This window comes from Mucilaginibacter sp. Mucisp73 (assembly GCF_059491465.1).
Genome location: NZ_CP168507.1, coordinates 6,586,152 through 6,607,985 on the forward strand (window position 1 = coordinate 6,586,152; position 21,834 = coordinate 6,607,985).

Annotated in this window: 17 protein-coding genes; 6 read left to right on the plus strand and 11 right to left on the minus strand. The window is 44.2% G+C overall.

Annotation, left to right across the window (positions count from 1 at the left end):
* Positions 1-99 precede the first annotated feature (99 nt).
* The 11 genes from ACEN82_RS27450 to amaB all read right to left on the minus strand — a co-directional run bounded on the left by ACEN82_RS27450 (position 100) and on the right by amaB (position 11,868).
* Positions 100-1,671 (minus strand): M28 family peptidase, encoded by a 1,572-nt coding sequence (locus tag ACEN82_RS27450; RefSeq protein WP_413321196.1) that lies wholly within the window; start codon positions 1,669-1,671, stop codon positions 100-102.
* A 127-nt stretch (positions 1,672-1,798) separates the two neighbouring features.
* A complete protein-coding gene (gene rpiB / locus ACEN82_RS27455; protein ID WP_090534772.1) occupies positions 1,799-2,236 on the minus strand; it encodes a ribose 5-phosphate isomerase B in 438 nt (145 codons plus the stop codon).
* 170 nt (positions 2,237-2,406) lie between these two features.
* Positions 2,407-3,273, minus strand: a complete 867-nt coding sequence (tatC, locus tag ACEN82_RS27460) for a twin-arginine translocase subunit TatC (protein WP_090534774.1) — start codon at positions 3,271-3,273, stop codon at positions 2,407-2,409.
* 74 nt (positions 3,274-3,347) lie between these two features.
* Entirely contained in the window at positions 3,348-4,682 is a 1,335-nt protein-coding gene (gene accC / locus ACEN82_RS27465) for an acetyl-CoA carboxylase biotin carboxylase subunit (RefSeq protein WP_090534775.1), read from the minus strand.
* Positions 4,683-4,823: 141 nt separating this feature from the next.
* The gene (gene accB, locus ACEN82_RS27470; RefSeq protein WP_176628829.1) at positions 4,824-5,297 is read right to left on the minus strand and encodes an acetyl-CoA carboxylase biotin carboxyl carrier protein; all 474 of its coding nucleotides are present in this window, start codon (positions 5,295-5,297) and stop codon (positions 4,824-4,826) included.
* A gap of 256 nt (positions 5,298-5,553) precedes the next feature.
* Positions 5,554-6,543, minus strand: a complete 990-nt coding sequence (locus ACEN82_RS27475; RefSeq protein ID WP_413321195.1) for a beta-ketoacyl-ACP synthase III — start codon at positions 6,541-6,543, stop codon at positions 5,554-5,556.
* 10 nt (positions 6,544-6,553) lie between these two features.
* On the minus strand, positions 6,554-7,492 hold the full coding sequence (gene plsX, locus ACEN82_RS27480; protein WP_413321194.1) for a phosphate acyltransferase PlsX: 939 nt from the start codon (positions 7,490-7,492) through the stop codon (positions 6,554-6,556).
* 16 nt (positions 7,493-7,508) lie between these two features.
* Positions 7,509-7,700: a 50S ribosomal protein L32 gene (gene rpmF, locus ACEN82_RS27485; RefSeq protein WP_090534782.1), complete on the minus strand. Its 192-nt coding sequence runs from the start codon at positions 7,698-7,700 to the stop codon at positions 7,509-7,511.
* A gap of 16 nt (positions 7,701-7,716) precedes the next feature.
* A complete protein-coding gene (locus ACEN82_RS27490; protein ID WP_413321193.1) occupies positions 7,717-8,241 on the minus strand; it encodes a YceD family protein in 525 nt (174 codons plus the stop codon).
* A 162-nt stretch (positions 8,242-8,403) separates the two neighbouring features.
* On the minus strand, positions 8,404-10,053 hold the full coding sequence (locus tag ACEN82_RS27495) for a S8 family serine peptidase (RefSeq protein ID WP_413321192.1): 1,650 nt from the start codon (positions 10,051-10,053) through the stop codon (positions 8,404-8,406).
* A gap of 273 nt (positions 10,054-10,326) precedes the next feature.
* A complete protein-coding gene (amaB, locus tag ACEN82_RS27500; RefSeq protein WP_413321191.1) occupies positions 10,327-11,868 on the minus strand; it encodes an L-piperidine-6-carboxylate dehydrogenase in 1,542 nt (513 codons plus the stop codon).
* A 238-nt stretch (positions 11,869-12,106) separates the two neighbouring features.
* Here amaB and ACEN82_RS27505 point away from each other — a divergent pair, with 238 nt between their 5' ends.
* The 6 genes from ACEN82_RS27505 (at position 12,107) to ACEN82_RS27530 (ending at position 21,776) form a co-directional block, all read left to right on the plus strand.
* Complete coding sequence (locus ACEN82_RS27505) at positions 12,107-13,510, plus strand: tetratricopeptide repeat protein (RefSeq protein ID WP_091172989.1); 1,404 nt, start codon at positions 12,107-12,109, stop codon at positions 13,508-13,510.
* A gap of 275 nt (positions 13,511-13,785) precedes the next feature.
* On the plus strand, positions 13,786-14,547 hold the full coding sequence (locus tag ACEN82_RS27510; RefSeq protein WP_413321190.1) for a phosphosulfolactate synthase: 762 nt from the start codon (positions 13,786-13,788) through the stop codon (positions 14,545-14,547).
* Positions 14,548-14,928: 381 nt separating this feature from the next.
* Positions 14,929-18,258 carry a vitamin B12-dependent ribonucleotide reductase gene (locus ACEN82_RS27515; RefSeq protein ID WP_413321189.1) on the plus strand — a complete coding sequence of 1,110 codons (3,330 nt, stop codon included), beginning with the start codon at positions 14,929-14,931 and terminating at the stop codon, positions 18,256-18,258.
* Positions 18,259-18,440: 182 nt separating this feature from the next.
* Positions 18,441-19,454, plus strand: coding sequence for an LLM class flavin-dependent oxidoreductase (locus ACEN82_RS27520; RefSeq protein ID WP_413321188.1), 1,014 nt, complete (start codon positions 18,441-18,443; stop codon positions 19,452-19,454).
* A gap of 156 nt (positions 19,455-19,610) precedes the next feature.
* Positions 19,611-20,345, plus strand: a complete 735-nt coding sequence (locus ACEN82_RS27525) for an acyl-CoA desaturase (protein WP_413321187.1) — start codon at positions 19,611-19,613, stop codon at positions 20,343-20,345.
* A 174-nt stretch (positions 20,346-20,519) separates the two neighbouring features.
* Positions 20,520-21,776 carry a pyridoxal phosphate-dependent aminotransferase gene (locus ACEN82_RS27530; RefSeq protein WP_413321186.1) on the plus strand — a complete coding sequence of 419 codons (1,257 nt, stop codon included), beginning with the start codon at positions 20,520-20,522 and terminating at the stop codon, positions 21,774-21,776.
* Positions 21,777-21,834: the final 58 nt, after the last annotated feature.

The window sequence follows — 21,834 nt, forward strand, 5'->3', positions numbered from 1 at the left end:
TAAACCCGCGGCAGTTATTTATAAAACACAAAAGGCGCATATTGTGCGCCTTTTGTGTTTTATTTTATTGAGAGAACCACTCTCCCAATCAACCACTCACTATTTCCCTCCGGCAGCCGCTGCATCCACTACAGGGCGTTTATCGCGGTTGGCAAGCTCCCATCCGGTGTAAAATACCAGTTGAGCGCGTTTGGCCAGCAGCGGGAAATTGATCTTGCTTACTTCGTCGCCCGGCTGGTGGTAATCAGCGTGTACACCGTTGAAGTAGAAGATGATTGGTACGCCATGTTTTGCGAAATTATAATGATCGCTGCGGTAGTAAAACCTGTTTGGATCATTTGGATCGTCATACTTGTAATCAAGCTTTAACTTGGTGTAAGTGTTATTGGCATTTTCACCAATTTCATGCAGTTCCTTGCTCAGCATGGCCGAGCCGATGGGGTATACATAATTTGCAGAATCGGGTTTGCCGATGTATTCTTCACCAACGCGACCAATCATGTCAATATTTAAATCGGTAATGGTGTTAGCCAATGGAAATACAGGATGGTCTGAATAATATTCAGAGCCCAATAAACCTTTTTCTTCGCCAACGTTACCTAAAAACAGGATGCTGCGACGGGGGCCGTGACCGTCTTTTTTAGCTTTAGCAAAAGCGCGGGCAATTTCCAAAATGCCGGTAGTACCCGAGCCATCATCGTCGGCGCCGTTGTTCACTTTATCTTTTGCTTTTTCATCGGGGTTTAAACCGATATGATCATAGTGTGCTGAAAAGATCAATACTTCATCTTTCAGATCGGTACCAGGCATGTAACCTAATACGTCAACTGCTTTTACATCTTTTTTAGTAGTTGCGTAGTTTATAACTACATTATCTTTTATAACAGTAGCAGGGGTAACTGCTGCTGCAGCAGAAGCAGATTTAAGATCATCATAAGTTTTACCGGTTGGTTTTACCAGTTCGTCGGCTAATGCAGCTGTGATGTTAAATACAGGGGCATTGGTATTTGCCGGTTTAGCTGCGTCATCTTTAATAGTTAACCGCGGACTTGTTACGCTTTTTCCAAAGCGGGCCAGTGCAGCTGCAATACCCGGGTTAGCAGCTAATATGATAGCGGGATTTTTGCTTTGTAAGTTTTTTACAACCTTCATACGCGCATTGCTCATGCGATAGCTGGTATTTGGTGTTGCTCCTGCTTCGGGCTTATCTTCGTTGATCCAAAGTATAATTTTACCCGCCAGATCAGTGCTGCCTATTTCGGCATCGGTACCGTAGCCAACAAAAACGATATCACTTACAGATGTACTTTTATCAGGGAACGCACCTCCTAAATAAAAATCGGTACCGTACTCAAATGATTTGCCGTTAACGGTGAATGCTGTTACTTTTAACGCATTTTCGGTAAGAGGAACATCAAAAAAGTACGATCCGTTAACAGGAGCCTGAAGCCCTAATTTTTTAAACTCGCCGGCTATATAGTTAGCGGCTTTTTCGGCGCCGGGTTTACCTGTTTCCCGGCCTTCAAAGGCATCCGAAGCCAGGATGCTCAGGTGCTTTTTCGCATCTTCAGCAGTTATCAGCCCGGCATATTTCATTGCCGTGGCATTCTGCTGGGCACAGGCTGTCGTTGCCGAAGCCAGCGCGATGAGCAATAGTGGTAATTTATTCATTCTTTTAGTTAATAGTTCTTTTTTTGAGGTTAAAGGGCAAAGGTGAAAGGCAAAAGGCAGCTGCATTTTGCAAAATAAACGAAGAGATAAAAAACCTTTAACCTTTCGCCTTTTCCCTTTAACCTAATTACATGCAGGCTATCTTTTCTACACGGTTAGCATGCCTGCCGCCTTCAAATTCAGTATTTAAAAATGTAGTTACTATAGCCTTCGCTTCTTCGGGGGTAACAAAGCGGGCAGGTACGCAAACTATATTGGCGTTGTTGTGGCTGCGGGCCAGTACCGCTATTTCTTCTTTCCAGCAAATGGCTGCACGAATGCCCTGGTGTTTGTTGGCAGTTATGGCAACGCCATTGGCGGCGCCGCAAATCAGGATCCCCAGGTCACACTCACCGCTTTCAACTGCATTGGCTACAGGATGTGCAAAATCAGGATAATCAACCGATTCGGATGAATAGGTGCCGAAATCTTTTACTTCGACAGAAGACAGCGCCTCTGTTAAAATTTTTTTGTAATCATACCCGGCGTGGTCCGAACCGATAGCTATTTTTAATCCTTGCTTCATTTATCAAAAGTATAACGTTTTATCGCTTGTTAAAGGTAAGTTTTTTGTTATAAACCGGCCAGTTTGTAATTGCTTAAAAAAGGAAATACTTACCCGAAAAATATGCGAATCTCGCCTTTTTTGTAGTTTTCATTCACTAAAAAAGCATGCTGCCGGTTTAAAGAAGGCAATTACGCTTTATCTAACTCCTGTTCTTTTTTAATCCTCCGTTTTTCAACAAGACCGGCTACAACTATACTAACCTCGTACAAAACAAACAGCGGGATACTAACTACGGTCATCGTAAGCATATCAGGAGTAGGGGTAACCACGGCGGCTATGATCAGGATCACTACAATAGCGTAACGGCGGGTTTCTTTCATGAACTTAGGTGTCATGACACCCAGGTTGGCCAATATATACACGATGATAGGCAATTGGAAAACAACGCCTGTAGCCAGGGTAAGGGTAGCTACCGACGAGATATAAGAATCGATATCAAATAAATTTTGGATAGCCGCACTCACCGTATAACTCGACAGGAAATTAATAGACATCGGTGTAATCACGAAGTAACCAAAAGTGATCCCTAAAAAGAAAAGCACACAGGCATAAAACACAAAGCCGGTAGCGGCTTTACGCTCGGCGTCATGCAGGGCCGGCTTGATAAACCGCCAGATTTCCCATATCAGATATGGGACGCCCAATGTGATACCGATAATTAATGCCGAGTTGATTTGCAGGGTAAACTGGCCCGCCATTTCGGTATTAATGAGCTTGATGTTTACTTTGTCAATACAAAAACCATCACGGTGCAGGGCGGCGCCAATTTTGCAAAGCATCCTGTAAGTCCAGAAGGTTGACTTGCTGGGCCCCATGATAATGGTATCAAAGATCCAGTCGTAGTAGTAAAAAACAACAGCGGTAAATATTACAATTGCTACCGAAGCTCTTACGAGGTGCCATCTCAAGGCTTCGAGGTGATCAAAGAACGACATTTCTGCCTCTAACGTTTTACCTTTATCCTTTATGGCCTTGATGATCTTGTTCTCGCTCATTGTAATATATACCGCTGTATCAACGCTATAGTGCTAAATACGTTTTATAGTATGAAGATAGTTTGAATTTATTTTTATAATTCAAATGTATCCATAAACTTGGTGGTAAAGTTACCAGCACGGAAGTTAGGATCCTTCAATAATTTTAAATGGAATGGAATTGTAGTTTTCACGCCTTCTATCACAAATTCGCTCAACGCACGCTCCATGGTGCTCAAAGCCTCATCGCGTGTTTGGGCCACGCAAATTACCTTGGCAATCATCGAGTCGTAGTTTGGCGGGATAACATAGCCTGTATACACGTGTGTATCAATACGTACACCATGGCCACCAGGAGAGTGGAAGTTGGTTATTTTACCCGGTGACGGACGGAAACCGTTAAACGGATCTTCGGCATTGATACGGCATTCAATGGCATGCATTGTTGGCTCGTAGTTTTTACCAGAGATAGGGATTCCTGCAGCTACTTTAATTTGCTCTTTGATCAGGTCGAAGTTGATCACCTCTTCGGTAACCGGGTGTTCTACCTGGATGCGGGTGTTCATCTCCATAAAGTAGAAGTTGCGGTCTTTATCAACCAAAAACTCTACAGTGCCGGCACCTTCATATTTAACAGCTTTGGCGCCTTTAATAGCTGCCTCACCCATCTTTTTACGGAGTTTTTCGGTCATGAAAGGGGAAGGTGATTCCTCAACCAGTTTCTGGTGACGGCGCTGGATAGAGCAGTCACGTTCAGAAAGGTGGCATACTTTGCCAAACTGATCGCCCACAACCTGAATTTCGATGTGGCGCGGGTCCTGAACATACTTTTCAAGGTATAAGCCATCGTTACCAAAGGCTGCACCTGATTCGGCACGGGCCGAGTCCCAGGCGTTCTCAAACTCTTCGTCTTTCCAAACAATACGCATACCACGGCCACCACCGCCGGCAGTTGCTTTTAATATAACAGGGTAACCTATTTTATTGGCGATAGCAATACCCGATTTTACATCGGCAAGCAGACCATCAGATCCGGGAACAATAGGCACACCGGCTTTTTTCATGGTATCTTTGGCCGAAGCTTTATCACCCATCTGGTTGATCTGCTCGGCAGTAGCACCGATAAATTTGATACCATACTCAGCGCAAATGGCCGAAAATTTAGCATTTTCAGACAGGAAACCGTAACCTGGATGGATCGCATCTGCATTGGTTAGTTCGGCAGCCGAGATGATATTAGGAATATTTAAATAAGAATCGCGGCTTGGCGGCGGGCCAATACAAACAGCTTCGTCGGCAAAACGAACGTGAAGGCTATCGCGATCTGCAGTAGAATATACAGCTACCGTTTTAATACCCATTTCTTTACAAGTACGGATAATACGAAGGGCGATTTCGCCACGGTTAGCTATTAATATTTTTTTAAACATAAGTATATGTTAGTTAATGGTTGATTGAGTTAAGTGATTGATTAGGTTATCAAACACTTAATAAGCTTAAACAATGAAAGGCTGATTTTAAAGCAGTAAAACCACTCACCTAATCAACCATTCACTTAATCAACTTAACAATTAAACTGGTTCCACTAAAAACAGGGGTTGATCGTACTCTACAGGGGAGGCGTTATCAACAAGGATTTTTACCACACGGCCCGAAACTTCTGATTCAATTTCATTGAACAGTTTCATAGCTTCAATGATACATACTACAGAACCTGGTTTGATTTCATCGCCAACATTAACAAACATAGGTTTATCCGGGCTTGATGAGCGGTAAAAAGTCCCGATCATAGGCGATTTAACGGTAATGTATTTCGATGTATCCGGAGCAGCCGGTGCAGCAGGCTCAACAGGCGCAGGAGCCGGAGCAGATGGCAATGCCTGTGTAACAGGTTGCGTAACTGCCGGAATAGTGGCATGAACCACTGTAGGTTGCACCTCGTTGGTTTTTATAGTGATCTTAAAATCTTTTTGCTCGATTGATACTTCGTTCACGCCCGATTTGGAAACAAAGCGAATAAGGTCCTGAATTTGTTTAATATCCATGTTGAAGGATTAATTGGTTTTGGACAAAGTTTATATCTAAGTTATAGTCAAATGTGCAGATATGCAAATGCGCAGATATGCAAGTTATGTGTTGATTAATTAGCTTTTAAAATGACCGGCTATCGTAATTAAGCGGTCTGTTTTCTATTCCCTTAAGCAGATAACATGTACTTTTTACAGATGTTTTAAATTTCTGATGTGATGAATATACTTCCTTTATGTAAGTTGGCACATCCGCACATCTGGAATCAGCACATCAATAAGCCCATTTTAAATAAACTGAACCCCAGGTAAAGCCACCGCCAAAGGCTGCTAAAATGAGGTTATCCCCTTTTTTAAACTTGCTTTCCCATTCCCACAGGCAAAGCGGGATGGTGCCGTTGGTGGTATTGCCATAGCGCTCGATGTTAACGATCACTTTATCTGAGCTTACACCTGTACGGTTTGCAGTAGCATCGATAATACGCTTGTTGGCCTGGTGTGGTACCAGCCAGGCAATATCATCACCGGTAAGGTCGTTGCGTTCCATTACCTCGTGCGCAACATCGGCCATATTGGTTACTGCAAATTTAAACACGGCCTGGCCTTCCTGGTAGGCGAAGTGTTCTTTAGCATCAACCGTTTCATGACTCGCCGGTTTCAATGAACCGCCGGCTTTCAGGTTTAAGTACTGACTGCCCGAACCATCGCTTTTTAAAATAGAATCGATAACGCCGTTGCCTTCTTCATTAGGCTCAAGCAATACCGCGCCGCAGCCGTCGCCAAAAATGATGCAGGTTGCACGGTCCTGGTAGTTAATAATGGCCGACATTTTATCGCCGCCAACAACCAGCACCTTTTTATGTTTGCCGCTTTCAATAAATTGAGCGCCTGTGGTTAAGCCGTATACGAAGCCTGAACAGGCTGCCTGCAAATCAAATCCCCATGCGTTTTTAGCACCAATTTTATGCGCTAAAAGGTTCGCTGTAGCCGGGAAGATCATATCGGGGGTAGTAGTACAAAAGATGATAAGATCGATCTCCTCTGCACCGATGCCGCGTTTTCTGAGCAGCTCGGTAACGGCAGGGACCGCCATATCAGATGTAGCAAGGCCTTCGCCTTTTAATATGCGCCGCTCTTTGATACCGGTACGGCTGGTTATCCATTCGTCATTTGTATCAACCATTGTTTCCAGTTCCTGGTTGGTTAATACATAGTCGGGAACGTAACCATGTACTGCGGTAATAGCGGCATGAACTTTACTCATCTTTATAAAATTACTGGAATGCTTGTTTTATTTTATCAACGAGGTTACTCTCCACCATGTTCCTTGATAAAAGGACCATGTTTTTTATTGCCTCGGGGCTCGAGATGCCGTGACCAACAACAACGGGGGCGTTAACTCCCAATATTGGGCTGCCACCGTATTGTTCATAATTAAACCTGTCAAAAAACTCGTCCTTCAGCTGTTTCTTCCGCGTTATAACATAGAACGATTCGGCAAGCTTTAATATTACATTGCCGGTAAAACCGTCGCATACATAAACGTCGGCGCTTTCACTGAAAAGATCGCGTCCTTCAACATTACCTACAAAGTTAAACAACGATGTAGCTTTCATTAATGGGTAGGTGGCCTGGCTAAGGATATTACCTTTTTCTTCTTCTTCTCCAATGTTCATGAGAGCAACACGCGGGTTGCTGATATCATAAACTGCCTGTGCAAATAAACTGCCGAGTACGCCGAATTGAACAAGCACATCAGGCTTACAATCAGCATTGGCACCTACATCCAACAAAATACCCAAACCGCCTTTAAGTTTGGGTACAATAGTAGTCATTGCCGGGCGTATAACACCCGGAATAGTTTTTACGCTGAACATGGCTCCAACAAGCATGGCGCCGGTATTGCCAGCCGATGAGAAGGCCTGGATTTCGCCGCTTTTTAACAGCTGGAAACCAACTGATATGCTCGAATCAGGCTTCTGAACAATAGCTTTGGTAGGGTGCTCACCCATGCCAATAACTTCGGTTGTATGTACAAACTCGAAGTTATCAGGGCTTACACCATTTTCCTGAAGAATACTTACTGTAACTTCCTTATCGCCAATAAGTACCAGTTTCTGGTCGGCAGATAAAGTTTTATACGCTTCGATAGCTCCTAAAACAGCTGCTTTGGGAGCGTAATCACCGCCCATAATATCTAAGCCAATCTTCATTTTCAGAAAATTAAACTTATGCTACTGCTGCTTTCTCAATAAGAACTTTACCGTTGTAGTAAACATTACCATCAACAGTATATGCCCTGTGCGGCAAATGCACAGCGCCTGTAGTTTGGCAGGTAGTTAAAGTTGGAGCTTCCGCTTTGTAATGCGTTCTGCGTTTATCTCTCCTTGATTTCGAAAATTTCCGCTTTGGATGTGGCATAATATCCTAATATTAATTATTTATTCATTTTCCTGAGCGCATCCCACCGTGGGTCTGTTTGCTCACTTTGTTCACCATTTGCCGAAAAGCTATTTAGTTTTTCAAGCATTTCTTTATCACAATAAGGGGTTTCACCCTCGTTGTCGCAAACCGATATAAACGGCACTGCAACGTTAATATATTCGTAAATCAGCCCGGCTACATCAATCTCATGATCGTTTTTGCCAAGGGTAATGATCTCCTCGTCTTCATCTATCAGTTCATCGCTGAACTTAGCTATTTGCTGTTCAGTAATATCAACCTGCTGCGGCAGTTGAGATAAACACCTGTCGCAGGTGGTATCAATTGTGCCGTCTATCTTAAAATTCAGGATCAGCATGGTTTCCTGCTTATCCAGTTCAACCTCACAGTGCAGGGTGGCTTTTTTTACGAGCGAATATTCAAACTCATCAAAAAAGTCATCCTGTATGTCATACTCAAACTGGTGTTTCCCAAGTTTAAGCCCCGTAAAGGGAATCGAATATTTTTTAAGCGATTTCAATGAGCAACAATTAGCCCGCAAATGTAGAGAAAAATACCATAACTGGAAAGTGTTTTTTTATTTTGCCCTTTTGAGGAGGTTAAAGGTAAAAGGAGAAAGGTAAAAGGTTGGAATACAGTGATTTTTACGCAACGCAAAAATCACTGTTCTATCTTTATGGAATTAGTTTGATAAAACCTCGCCCTTCATTTTTGAGGCAATTTGCAGCGCTTTGTATGCATTGACTATACCTCCGGTTTTGGATAACGTTGTAAAATCAACCTTTTCGGTTTTGCTGCCGGGTTTTAATACCATAGTGCCCCTTAGCGGTGTTGCCGAGCCTAAAATAGCTTCCTTTACCTGCTTAGCACTCAGCGTTGGATAGTATTCTAATATCAAAGCCGCTATGCCTGCTGTTATTGGCGACGAAAAGCTGGTGCCATCTTCTGTATCAACCTCAGCATCGGTAGTAATGGAGGTAACTTTTACCCCTGGAGCAAAAATATCCACGCTTTTTTTACCATAATTTGAAAAATCACCGGCAAGGTTTTGCCCCATCCTGGGCCCGGACGCACCAACGCTGATCACGTTATCAGCATCGCTTGATGAGCCATCTAAAAAAGTATCATTTGGGAATTCGGGCTGAAGATCCATATCCTGGTTATCATTGCCGGCAGCCATCACTAATAAAACATTCTTTGAGGCCGCATATTTGAAAGCGGCATCTACCCATTCCTTATGTGGCGAGATCTTTTTTCCGAAGCTCATGTTAACCACCCTGGCACCGTTATCAACCGCGTAGCGTATAGCATTGGCTACGTCTTTATCATATTCATCGCCATTAGGGATGGCCTTAATGATCATCAGTTTTACATTATCGGCCACGCCATTGATACCATAATTGTTGTTACGCACCGCGCCAATGAGCCCGGCCACACCGGTGCCATGTGCCGCATCTGCAAATTTTACCAGGTTATTGCCATATGGTTTGCCATCCATTGTGTCCGGATCATCGCCTACAATGCGTTTGCGCGATGTAAGGTCGGGCGATACATCATTGTTAAGTTTCGCCAGGTATTCGCTCAGGTCCTTAATGATTTTGGCATTGGTAGAACCCACGCCCTCCTGCGAAAACACCGATTCCCAAACATATTTGCTTTGGCTTAAGGTGTCATTAGTGGCTTTAACCTTTACAAGGTCGGCCTGTGTAAAAGTGCCGTTTGCCGGTAAATTAAGACCGCGCTTAATATACCCGCTGGTAACCATCAACGCGTTCATCACCGGCGAAAGCTGGCCGATTTCGGTATTGGCCTTGTTTACTGTTGAATCATAAACCGTTTTAACACGCAGCCAGTAAGCATATTCTTTTTTATTGGTAGCGGTCGAATCCGTAAGCGAAGCATATTTACTTTTTAATTTATTGTATTCACGTACCTCTTCTGTGGTTTCGGTAAAGTCGGCTTTGCCGCCGGGGCCGCCTAAAAAGTTCCATCCATGTATATCGTCAACGTAGCCATTATGGTCGTCATCAATGCCGTTTCCCGGGATCTCCTTTTTATTTACCCATAACACCGTTTTTAGGTCCGTTTGCAGGGTGTCGGTACCGCTGTCGATAGTTGCGACGAGAACAGGCTTGCTTTTTTTGCCTTGTACAAACAGGTATGCTTGCTTTAAACTGATGCCGTAAAAGCCGCTTTCCTTTAAATCAAGCAGGTGCCAGGCTTTTGGCGGGGCGGGGTCGGCAACAGGTGCCTGTTGTGCCGATGCCGGTAAATTAACTAATAATGCTGCTGATAAAGTGGTTGCGCTTATGTACTTGCAAAATTTGAACATGAACTTGGGTTATAGTATGTCTTATCTAAGACTTAATAAATTGTTTTAGTTTAATCTTCCGGCTTTTTACGTGCCGACTTTCATTTAGGTTAATTTTTATTTTCCGGGGCGTTAGTGAAACTATCCGAACCGGGATTTGGGTGGATTATGTGGATGGCCAGGATTTTATTTCTTATCCTGTTTATAAATCGGGATTTTATTCCCGTCCTACTTATAAATAGGACAAGCAAATCCCATAAATCTTAAAAATCGCCCCCAATCCCGGTTCAGAAACTACAAATCAAACTTTATCCCCTGGGCTAAAGGCAGCGTTTTTGAATAGTTTATAGTATTGGTTTGCCTTCTCATATAAACTTTCCATGCATCCGAACCTGACTCCCTGCCGCCGCCTGTTTCCTTTTCACCGCCGAAAGCGCCGCCTATTTCGGCGCCCGATGTACCGATGTTAACATTGGCAATTCCGCAATCAGAACCCGCGTAGGATAAAAATTGTTCTGCCTCCCGCAAATTATTGGTCATAATAGCTGATGACAGTCCTTGCGGAACACCATTTTGCAAATCGATAGCCTCCTCAATAGTATTGTATTTGATAAGGTAAAGGATAGGTGCAAAGGTTTCGTGCTGCACTATCTTAAAGTGATTTTCAACCTCAGCAATGCATGGTTTTACATAACAGCCCGATTCATAACCTACACCTTCCAGTTTGCCGCCTTCAACCACGAAGTTGCCGCCTTCGGCCTTGCATTTTTCAATCGACTCAAGATACAAGGCAACAGCATCGGTGTCAATCAACGGACCCATATGGTTCTGTTCATCCAATGGGTTTCCAATCCTGATCTGCTTATAAGCGTTAACCAGCTTTTGCTTAAATGCCGCGTAAACGCTTTCATGAATAATAAGCCTGCGGGTACTGGTGCAACGCTGGCCGGCAGTACCCACGGCGCCAAACACCGCGCCGATGAGCGACATATCCAAATCGGCATTTTCGCTGATGATGATGGCGTTATTACCGCCAAGCTCCAACAGGCTTTTGCCAAGCCTTGCACCAACCGCGGCGCTCACCGCTTTACCCATACGGGTTGAGCCTGTAGCAGATACTAATGGAACGCGTGTATCGGCAGCCATGAGTTCGCCTATGTTACGGTCGCCAATAACCAGGCATGAAACACCTTCTTCAATATTATTCTTTTTAAACACCTCCTGCGCTATATGTTGGCAGGCAATAGCCGTTAAAGGCGTTTTTTCGGATGGTTTCCAGATGCATACATCGCCGCACACCCAGGCCAGCAGGGAGTTCCAGCTCCAGACCGCTACCGGGAAGTTAAATGCCGAAATAATACCTACAATGCCCAGCGGGTGATATTGCTCATACATGCGGTGCTCTGGCCTTTCGCTGTGCATGGTTAAACCGTAAAGCTGGCGGCTTAAGCCAACTGCAAAATCGGCAATATCTATCATCTCCTGCACCTCGCCCAGGCCTTCCTGCAGGCTTTTGCCCATTTCGTAGGATACCAGGGTGCCCAGGTCATGCTTGGCTGCGCGTAAGGCCTCACCAATCTGGCGCACTATTTCGCCCCGTTTAGGTGCCGGGGTTTTGCGCCAGGTTTTAAATGCTTTGGCTGCCTGTTCAACCGTCTGGTTATAATCTGCTTCGGTTGCCAGCCTTACTGATGCTATTTTTTTGCCGTCGACCGGCGATGTTATATCTTTTACTGCGGCACCGTCGCTGCTGCCCCAGGTACTGCCTGTACTAAAGGCGTCATTAATATCGTTTATATGTAAACGTTTTAGGATATCTGAAATATTAGGCTCCATAATTGTTACTTTTGCCAAAGGTAGAAATCTTTAGGGCAATTTTTCAGAATCACTCATCGCTTGCCTGTTGTATCCATTGTCATTAATTATCAATGCTTTGTATTGAACAGTTGTTAAGAATGTTTGAATGTTGAAAACTAAATTGCATTTTGGATGCTTACTTATTGTAATTTGAACTCAATAAGTCTTTACAAGGCAATTTGTCAACCTAAAGCGGATGTTCTGCAAACAAAATTGAATGGAAGAAGAATTTGAATTTGGTTTTACCGAAGACCCAAAATTCTCGGTAGAACGGTACGAGGAAATGATCAGAAATCAGGACTTGTACTTTTTTGATGCCCAGGCGTTTGAGAACATTATCGACTACTACATCGAAAAGAATGATCCGGCCAGGGCATTACAGGTAGCAGAGTACGCGAGAAGCCAGCACCCTTTTGCGGCAATTTTCCTGATTAAACAGGCCCAACTGCTTGTGGTAAGCAACAAGGTTCCGGAGGCTTTTGCCGCTTTGGACCAAGCTGCTATGCTCGAAGCTTCTGACGCGGATATCTATATCATCCGTGGTAATCTGTACGAAAGCCTGGAGCGTTACTCCGAGGCGCTGGAAAATTACGAAAAAGCGCTTGACCTTGCCGAAGAGACCGACGAGATCCTGCTGCACATAGCCTACGTTTATCAAAACATGGGCGATTATGATACTGCTATAACCTATCTTAAGCTTTGCCTTAAGCAAAATATGGAAAACCAGGATGCCCTTTACGAGCTGGCTTTTTGCTACGACGTGATGGACAACCAGCAGGAAAGCGTACAGTTTTATCAGCAATATATCGATAACGAACCGTACAGCTACGCGGCCTGGTATAACTTGGGCAACGCTTATACCAAGCTAAGCCTGTTTGAAAAAGCCATCGATGCTTATGACTATGCTATATTAATTAAGGACAGCTTTGCTTCGGCCTATTTTAACAAAGGCAACGCACTGGTTAACCTTGAAAAATATGCAGAAGCTATAGAAGTATACCGTCATACTTTTGAGTATGAACAGCCTAATGCCGATACGTATTGTGCCATTGGCGAATGCTACGAAAAGCTGGAACAAATGGACGACGCCCGGGCTTTCTACAAAAAATCGGTTAAGATGGATCCAAAGCTGGCCGATGCCTGGTTTGGGATAGGTGTAACCCTTGATTTTGAGGAACGCTATTTTGAGGCCCTGCACTTTTATAAAAAAGCGCTTGACCTTGACATCGCCAATGCCGATTACTGGTTTGCCATTGCTGATGCCGAATATAAACTTGGCCATTTAGATGAAGCAGAAAAGGCTTACGAAAAGGTGGTTGAGCTAAATCCGCTTGATATTGATGCCTGGCTGGATTATTCATCAATACTTTACGAGCAGCAAAAGCTTAATGAAGCTATTGAAATTATAGCCCAGGCTATCAAAAATAACCCCGAAGCTGCTGAGCTATACTACCGTATGGTGGCTTACCTGTTTGCCAAAGGCGAATACAATGAAGCCCTTAATAACCTGGAGTATGCTTTAGCAGCCGATCCGGAAAAACATTACATCCTGTTTGATTACCTGCCGCAATTGCAAAAGAATAAAGTGATTGTGGATATTATCAACAGGTATACTAAGTAGGGAGAATGGTTGATTGAGTTGATTAGGTGAATGGTTCTATCTCTTAAATAAGGTAAAGCATGAAAAGACGCATATAATATGTGTCTTTTCGTGTTTTAAGATAAACGCGCGACCGCAAGATGACGGTAGATCAACTCAATCAACAACTCACTACCAACAATGAATTTACCATGAGCTTTAAAATCATTTAACATTTGAAATTTGCACATCTGCATATTTGTTGCGACCTTTGCCTCGTTAGAACTTTTAGTTATAGGCTATAACAAATACTTACAATGAACTACACTATTAATCATCTTCCTGACCGTACAACTAAACCCCGTGATAAAGGCATAACCATGGTTATGGATAAAGGCCTTAGCTTGCGCCAGGTTGAAGATTTTATTGAAGTTGGCGGGCCGTATACTGACATTGTAAAGCTGGGTTGGGCTACATCATATGTAACCCCTAATCTTGAACAAAAGCTAAAACTCTACCGCGAGGCCGGGATCCCTGTTTATTTTGGGGGTACCCTGTTTGAGGCCTTCATTGTACGTAACCAGTTTGACGATTACCGCCGTTTATTGGATAAATACCAGCTGGAACATTGCGAAGTATCCGACGGTTCGATTACTATTGAGCATGATGTAAAATGCAAATACATCAGTGAGCTGGCCAAGCAGGTTACAGTAATATCCGAAGTGGGCTCAAAAGATGTTCAAAAGATTTTTGCCCCTTATAAATGGATCAAACTGATGAATGCCGAAATTGAGGCTGGCTCATGGAAAGTAATTGCTGAAGCACGTGAAAGCGGAAATGTGGGCATATATCGTGATTCGGGAGAGGTTCGCCAGGGATTGGTCGACGAGATCCTGACCCAGATACCCGAAGAATCTATTATTTGGGAAGCGCCTCAAAAAGCGCAACAGGTTTGGTTCATTAAATTGATAGGTGCAAATGTTAGCCTGGGTAATATTGCCCCAACGGATATCATCCCGCTTGAAACCCTAAGGTTAGGTATCCGCAGCGATACTTTCGACCATTTTTTAGAGATGTAATTGTTGACTGATCTTAATATAACAATTAACCCAGCCTCCGGAGTAATCCGGAGGCTTTTTGTTTTAGAAGGCAAGAGTCAACCTTACACACAGGCAACCTCACAAGACTGGCACCGGCAGGCTAAAACACAGTGACTGAGCATGGTTAAAACTATATGCCTTTTTTCAAAAAAAACACATGAATTCTTAATTATCAACACTGCAAGTATTTAAAAATCAATTAATTTCTCTTGCATAAGAACAAGGGATGCATGTTATTCCAGGCATGTGGAAAACTCCGGCTATTATGCTGTTCAGCATACTAATAGATTTGATTTAAAACCCCTGAACCTTTTTAACGTTGCACGTACTCAGTTAATTTTATCATAATCTGTAAAAGCTATGGCTAAAAACATTACCAGGAAGGCGCCCGCAGCAAGCGGGGAAAAGGGGCTCAATGCCGAACGCTATTTCACCAAAGAAGGTACCAGTGTTTACGACCTGTTTAAATATGAAAAGCGATCGTCAGTGATCCGCAACCCCTCAGGCGATGCTGTATTTGAAATGAACGATGTTGAGGTGCCGGCGGGCTGGTCGCAGGTGGCTACTGATATCCTGGCTCAAAAATATTTCCGTAAGGCAGGCGTACCTCAACCCGACGGCTCAACCGGATCTGAAAAAAGCATTAAACAAGTTGCCCATCGTATGGCCAACTGCTGGAAAGATTGGGGCATGCGATATGGTTATTTTGCTTCACCAAAAGATGCTGAGATCTTTTATGATGAAATAGTTTATACTATTGTTGGCCAACTGGCTGCTCCAAACTCGCCGCAATGGTTCAATACCGGTCTGCATACTTCATACGGCATTACCGGCAAACCACAGGGGCATTATTATGTAGACCCGGTAACAGAACAGTTAAGTAAATCAACTTCAGCGTATGAGCGCCCACAGCCGCACGCCTGCTTCATCCTTTCTGTTGATGACGATTTGGTGAACGAGGGCGGCATTATGGACCTTTGGGTTCGTGAGGCCCGTATTTTTAAATACGGATCGGGCGTAGGCACAAACTTTTCTAAGATTCGCGGCGAGAGTGAAAAACTATCGGGCGGTGGTTATTCATCGGGACTGATGTCATTCCTGAAAATCGGCGACAGGGCAGCAGGAGCTATCAAATCGGGCGGGACAACCCGCAGGGCAGCCAAAATGGTTTGCCTTGACCTGGATCACCCCGAAATTGAGGGTTTTGTGAACTGGAAAGTGGAAGAAGAAAAGAAAGTAGCAGCCCTGATAGCCGCAGGTTATTCGTCTGATTATGAAGGCGAGGCCTACCGCACGGTATCGGGTCAAAACTCCAATAACTCGGTACGCATTCCCAACAGTTTTTTTACAGCACTTAAAACCGGCTCGGCCTGGAATTTAACCAGCCGGATGAGCGGCAAAACCGTTAAATCCATATCCTCGCAAAAGCTGTGGGATGATATCGCTTTTGCTGCCTGGGCCTGTGCCGATCCGGGTGTTCAGTTTGATAGCACCATCAATGAGTGGCATACATGCCCCGAAGGTGGTCGCATCAACGCATCTAACCCCTGTTCGGAGTATATGTTTTTAGATAATACGGCCTGTAACCTGGCATCCATCAACCTTGCCCATTTCTTTAATTCGCAAACACGTGTATTTGATGTAAAGGGTTTTGAACATGCCTGCCGAATGTGGACCATTGTACTGGAAATCTCCGTATTGATGGCACAATTCCCATCAAAAGAGGTGGCACAATTATCCTATGATTACCGCACGCTTGGCCTTGGTTATGCCAACCTGGGTTCGGCCCTGATGGTGAACGGCATACCTTATGATAGCGACGAAGCGCGTGCTATTGGCGGAGCTATCACCGCCATCATGACCGGCACTGCCTATGCAACCTCGGCCGAAATGGCCCGTGAGCTCGGTGCTTTCAGCCGTTATAACGATAACAAAGAGCACATGATGCGGGTGATGCGCAACCATCGATATGCTGCGTATAACTCTACCGAAAACTACGAGGGACTGGAAATTACCCCTCCGGGTATTAACCCAAAGCATTGCCCCGATTACCTGCTTTCAGCTGCCTGCAATGCCTGGGACAAGGCTGTTGAGATGGGCGAAAAATATGGCTACCGCAATGCGCAAACTACCGTTATTGCCCCAACGGGAACTATCGGTTTGGTAATGGATTGCGATACTACCGGTATCGAGCCGGATTTTGCGTTGGTGAAATTCAAAAAATTATCGGGTGGGGGCTACTTCAAAATTATTAACCAGGCTGTGCCCGAGGCTCTGCGCAATTTAGGTTACCAGGACCATGAGGTTACCGCCATTGTTAATTATGCTAAAGGTACAGCAACCCTAAAAGGTGCTCCCCATATCAATATAGATACGCTTAAAGCCAAAGGTTTTAATGATGATGAACTGGAAAAACTGGACAAGGGCCTGGTATCTGCTTTTGAGATCAGCTTTGCTTTCAATATCTGGTCGCTGGGTGAAGAATGTTTGAAACGTTTGGGCATCACGGCCGAGCAGTATAATGCGCCCGATTTTAATGTGCTGCGCGCACTTGGTTTCAGCAAAAAACAAATTGCAGAAGCTAACGAGTATATCTGCGGTACTATGACCATCGAGGGAGCGCCGTACCTGAAACAACATCATTATCCTATTTTTGATTGCGCCAACAAATGCGGCGCAAAAGGCGAGCGCTATATCCATGCCCATGGGCACATCAAAATGATGGCAGCAGCGCAGCCATTTCTTTCGGGTGCCATTTCAAAAACCATCAACCTGCCAAACGAAGCCAAAGTTGATGAAATCAAAGATTGCTACGAACTTTCGTGGAAGCTGGGCCTGAAAGCCAACGCACTTTATCGTGATGGCTGTAAGCTATCACAACCGCTCTCAACCAAAACGGATGTTAAGGAAGAAGCTGATGACAAGCTGGATACAATTGAAGAAGTATTAGGCGAAGCTGCTAACGTAAAACTGAGCGATCTGACACCAGAGCAGGTTATTGAAGCAGCCATGGCCATCATGGAGAAATCAAAGGATACCAATTTTATGCGCCAGCTTTCGCGCGTGGTGCAAAAGAAACACCTGCCATACAAACGCCGCGGCTTTACGCAAAAGGCCAGTATTGACGGGCAAACCGTATTTGTACGTACCGGCGAATATGAGGACGGTACCCTGGGCGAGATTTTTGTAGATATGCATAAAGAAGGTGCAACCTTCCGCTCATTGATGAACTGTTTTGCCATCGCGGTTTCTATCGGCCTGCAATATGGTGTACCGCTGGAAGAATACGTAGAAAAATTTACCTTCACCCGTTTTGAACCGGCGGGAATGGTGGTAGGGCATACCAATATTAAAAGTGCAACCTCCATTATCGATTATATTTTCAGGATGTTGGGCTATGAATACCAGGACCGCACCGACCTGGTACACATCATAACCGATAAAAACGGCATATTGGGAAACCCGCAAATGGGTGATGAGGATTTTAATGCAGATGAAACCAATGTGTACCAGCCATCTACGCAATCTTCAGATAATTCTATTAATGCTCAAAGAAAAGGCTTATCTTTCGATGTTAGTATGGGCGTACAAAGTGATGCGCCGAGCTGTAACGTTTGCGGGCATACCACGGTTCGTTCGGGTACCTGTTACAAATGCTTAAACTGCGGCAACTCAATGGGATGCTCGTAATCAATACGGATTTTTTCAAATCAATTATAAATAGTTAATTATGTTTAGCCCCGCTCACCAGGCGGGGCTTATTTATTACCAGGGGCAAATTGATGCAGCAGTAATAGTAATTGCAATGCCATAAAAGCCCGGCTATAAAGCCCACCTCCAACCCGATGCTTATTTTTGTGTTCACAATAGATATGAGCACAAACAAGATTAAACTGAGCGTGCTCGACCAGTCGCCGATTAGAAAAGGCGCTACTGCCGAGCAGGCCATACAGGAAACCATACAACTGGCAAAATATACCGATACCCTTGGCTACACCCGCTTCTGGATTTCGGAACATCATAATATGGGTATTATAGCAGGCTCAACGCCCGAAGTATTATTAGCCCATTTGGCTGGCGAAACTAAAAACATGCGCATGGGTTCGGGTGGTATTATGATGCCAAACCACAGTACACTAAAAGTTGCCGAAAACTTTCGGATGCTGGAAGCGCTGTTCCCCGGCCGGATTGATCTTGGAATGGGCCGTGCGCCGGGTACCGACAGGATCACCGCAGCCGCGCTTAACCCTTCAAACCAGTTTAGGGAGCAAGACTTTGTTGAGCAACTGGCCGATCTGCAGAATTACTTTCATGATACTTACGAACCGGGAACCATACAGGTGCGTATCAGGGCTATCCCGCAGGTTAAAACCGTGCCTAATATGTGGTTGCTAAGCTCAAGCGGACAAAGCGGCTTGTTTGCGGCACATTTCGGTATGGGTTTTTCCTTCGCTCATTTTATTAACCCTAACGGTGGTCCCGAAAGTGTTAAAATGTACAAGGAACGTTTTCAACCGTCGGATGACTTACAACAGCCACAAGCCAACGTGGCTGTGTTTATCTTTTGCTCTGAAGATGAGGAAAAGGTTAGGCAGCACCAGGCCGTGATGGACCATCGCTTTCTGCAGTTTGAAAAAGGTGGGCCAATAGTGCCGCTAAGCTATGAGGATGTAAAAGATGTGGAGTATACCCCAACCGAACAGGAGCGCATCCGTTATAACCGTTACCGGGTAATTGCAGGTTCGCCTACTGAGCTAAAGCTCAAATTAAGCTGGCTTGCCAATGATTATGAGGTGGATGAAATTATGGCTGTTACAATAACTGAAAATTTTGAGGATAGGCTGGAATCGTACCGCTTATTGGCCGAACAGTTTGAATTATTATAATCCAGGTAAAACAACTTTTTTAAGCAGATGCCGTTTCTATGCCAGGAACGGCATTTTTTATGGAGGCTGCTACGATTATTCACATATTAAAAACTTTATAAGGCTTTAAATTGTATCTTTGGAAAGATTATAAATAAGTCTATTTTCTACATTTCAATGGTTATTATCATATTCTTCATAGCGCACTGGTTTCTGTCGCTATTCTTTCAAACGTTCTTCCTGCACAGGTACGCATCTCACAAAATGTTCACAACCAATAAGTTTTACGAAGGAATGTTTTACCTGCTTACTTATGTTTGCCAGGGATCATCATTTTTAAACCCGAGGGCTTATGCTATTATGCACCGTGAACACCATGCATACAGTGATACCGAAAAGGACCCGCATTCGCCTCATTTTTTCAGGGATGTTTTTCAGATGATGATATATACGGCTAAAAGTTACAGCCTGCATGTAAGGAAACTGAAGGAGCCGGAAGAGCGTTTTAAAGGTAATATTCCTGAATGGCGTTTTGTAGACTTTATAGGCTCATCAATTGTGTCGCGTATCTCATTCGGTATTTTATACATTTTATTTTATGTGGAATTTGCTACTGCCTGGTGGATGTACCTGCTGATCCCGATTCACTTTTTAATGGGACCAATTCATGGTGCTATTGTAAACTGGTGCGGTCATAAATATGGCTATCAAAATTTTGATAATGGAGATAAGTCAAAAAATACTACCCCGTTTGATTTTTTAATGCTGGGCGAACTATTTCAGAATAATCATCACAAACACCCCAACAAAGCCAATTTTGGCGCCAAATGGTTTGAGATAGACCCGGTTTACCCCGTAATGAAACTCATGCACTGGATGCGGATCATTAAACTGCGCAAAGCGTATTTATAAGCTTTTAAGGTTAAAGGCGAAAGGTCAAAGGCAAAAGGTTTTCTTTTAGCCATACAGCTTTTTGTAATCCCTCAAATAAACCTTTCACCTTTTGCCTTTATCCTTTTACCTTCCTATACCCTTTCGCCTTTCACCTCAATCGGCTATCTTTGCCGCTCATAAATACATAAATCCATGAGTGTTTCCTTATTAGCTCAAAATTTGCATGGCTCGGAGATCATCAAGATTGCGGGCGAGATCAACGAATTAAAACGACAAGGCCAGAATATCGCCAACCTTACCATCGGCGATTTCGATTCCAATATTTATCCTATTCCAACTCCTCTAAAGGAAAAGATTATTGACGCCTATAATCATAATCAAACCAACTACCCGGCTGCTGATGGCATGCTTGATCTGCGCCAGAGTGTAAGTGGCTTTTTGAAAAGAAGTTTAGGTCTTGACTATGCACCCAACCAGATCCTGATTTCGGGTGGTTCGCGCCCGCTGATCTATTCTATATTTTTGGCGGTAGTTAACCCCGGCGAAAAAGTGGTTTTCCCTGCACCGTCATGGAACAATAACCATTACAGCGATCTGCTGAATGCTGATGCAGTGATTATCCCTACCGCTCCTGAAAATAATTTTATGCCTACGGCAGATGATATTCGCCCGCATTTAAAAGGAGCGGCTTTGCTGGCGTTGTGTTCGCCTTTAAATCCTACCGGTACTATGTTCAGCAAAAAGGACCTGGAGGAGATCTGCGACCTTGTAATTGCCGAAAACAAGAGCCGTGCGGCGGGTGAGAAACCACTGTATTTACTATACGATCAAATCTACTCGCAGTTAACTTTTGGCGAGCATAAGCATTACGATCCGGTAACCCTTCGCCCTGAATTAAAAGATTACACCATTTTTGTTGATGGCGGTTCAAAATGTTTTGCAGCAACGGGTGTACGTGTAGGCTGGGGTTTCGGGCCGGAGCTGGTTATCGAAAATATGAAAGCCATTGTAGGCCACATGGGTGCCTGGTCGCCAAAGCCTGAACAGATGGCTATGGCCAAATTTTTAACTGACGAGGCTGATGTAAACAGTTATCTTGATGACTTAAAAGGAAAGATCCAGGCAAGCCTTACTGCCCTGCATGAAGGTTTCCAGGAGATGAAAGCCAGTGGCTTAAATGTAGATTCGATTGAACCGATGGGCGCTATCTACCTTACCCTGAAAATAGATTACAGTGGCAAAACCACTCCGGACGGCAAAGTGTTGGAAGATTCGGCAGATATAAACTTTTATTTAATTAAAGAGGCCGGAGCCGCATTTGTTCCATTTTCGGCCTTCGGCACGGGTGATGATGTGAATTGGTTCCGTGCCTCTGTAGGTGCTGCCCCGCTGAGCGAAATTCAAGCCCTGATACCGAGGGTTAAAGCGGCACTGAGTAAGTTAAAATAAGCTCCCTCTAAATCTCCCCCTGAAGGGCGAGACCTTTACTTCTTGCGCTCGTTTGTAA

Bases quoted from the DNA above. Each gene is read 5' to 3' on its own strand.
- ACEN82_RS27450 (WP_413321196.1), bottom strand. From the start codon at position 1,671: ATGAATAAATTACCACTATTGCTCATCGCGCTGGCTTCGGCAACGACA.
- rpiB (WP_090534772.1), bottom strand. From the start codon at position 2,236: ATGAAGCAAGGATTAAAAATAGCTATCGGTTCGGACCACGCCGGGTAT.
- tatC (WP_090534774.1), bottom strand. From the start codon at position 3,273: ATGAGCGAGAACAAGATCATCAAGGCCATAAAGGATAAAGGTAAAACG.
- accC (WP_090534775.1), bottom strand. From the start codon at position 4,682: ATGTTTAAAAAAATATTAATAGCTAACCGTGGCGAAATCGCCCTTCGT.
- accB (WP_176628829.1), bottom strand. From the start codon at position 5,297: ATGGATATTAAACAAATTCAGGACCTTATTCGCTTTGTTTCCAAATCG.
- ACEN82_RS27475 (WP_413321195.1), bottom strand. From the start codon at position 6,543: ATGAGTAAAGTTCATGCCGCTATTACCGCAGTACATGGTTACGTTCCC.
- plsX (WP_413321194.1), bottom strand. From the start codon at position 7,492: ATGAAGATTGGCTTAGATATTATGGGCGGTGATTACGCTCCCAAAGCA.
- rpmF (WP_090534782.1), bottom strand. From the start codon at position 7,700: ATGCCACATCCAAAGCGGAAATTTTCGAAATCAAGGAGAGATAAACGC.
- ACEN82_RS27495 (WP_413321192.1), bottom strand. From the start codon at position 10,053: ATGTTCAAATTTTGCAAGTACATAAGCGCAACCACTTTATCAGCAGCA.
- amaB (WP_413321191.1), bottom strand. From the start codon at position 11,868: ATGGAGCCTAATATTTCAGATATCCTAAAACGTTTACATATAAACGAT.
- ACEN82_RS27505 (WP_091172989.1), top strand. From the start codon at position 12,107: ATGGAAGAAGAATTTGAATTTGGTTTTACCGAAGACCCAAAATTCTCG.
- ACEN82_RS27510 (WP_413321190.1), top strand. From the start codon at position 13,786: ATGAACTACACTATTAATCATCTTCCTGACCGTACAACTAAACCCCGT.
- ACEN82_RS27515 (WP_413321189.1), top strand. From the start codon at position 14,929: ATGGCTAAAAACATTACCAGGAAGGCGCCCGCAGCAAGCGGGGAAAAG.
- ACEN82_RS27520 (WP_413321188.1), top strand. From the start codon at position 18,441: ATGAGCACAAACAAGATTAAACTGAGCGTGCTCGACCAGTCGCCGATT.
- ACEN82_RS27525 (WP_413321187.1), top strand. From the start codon at position 19,611: ATGGTTATTATCATATTCTTCATAGCGCACTGGTTTCTGTCGCTATTC.
- ACEN82_RS27530 (WP_413321186.1), top strand. From the start codon at position 20,520: ATGAGTGTTTCCTTATTAGCTCAAAATTTGCATGGCTCGGAGATCATC.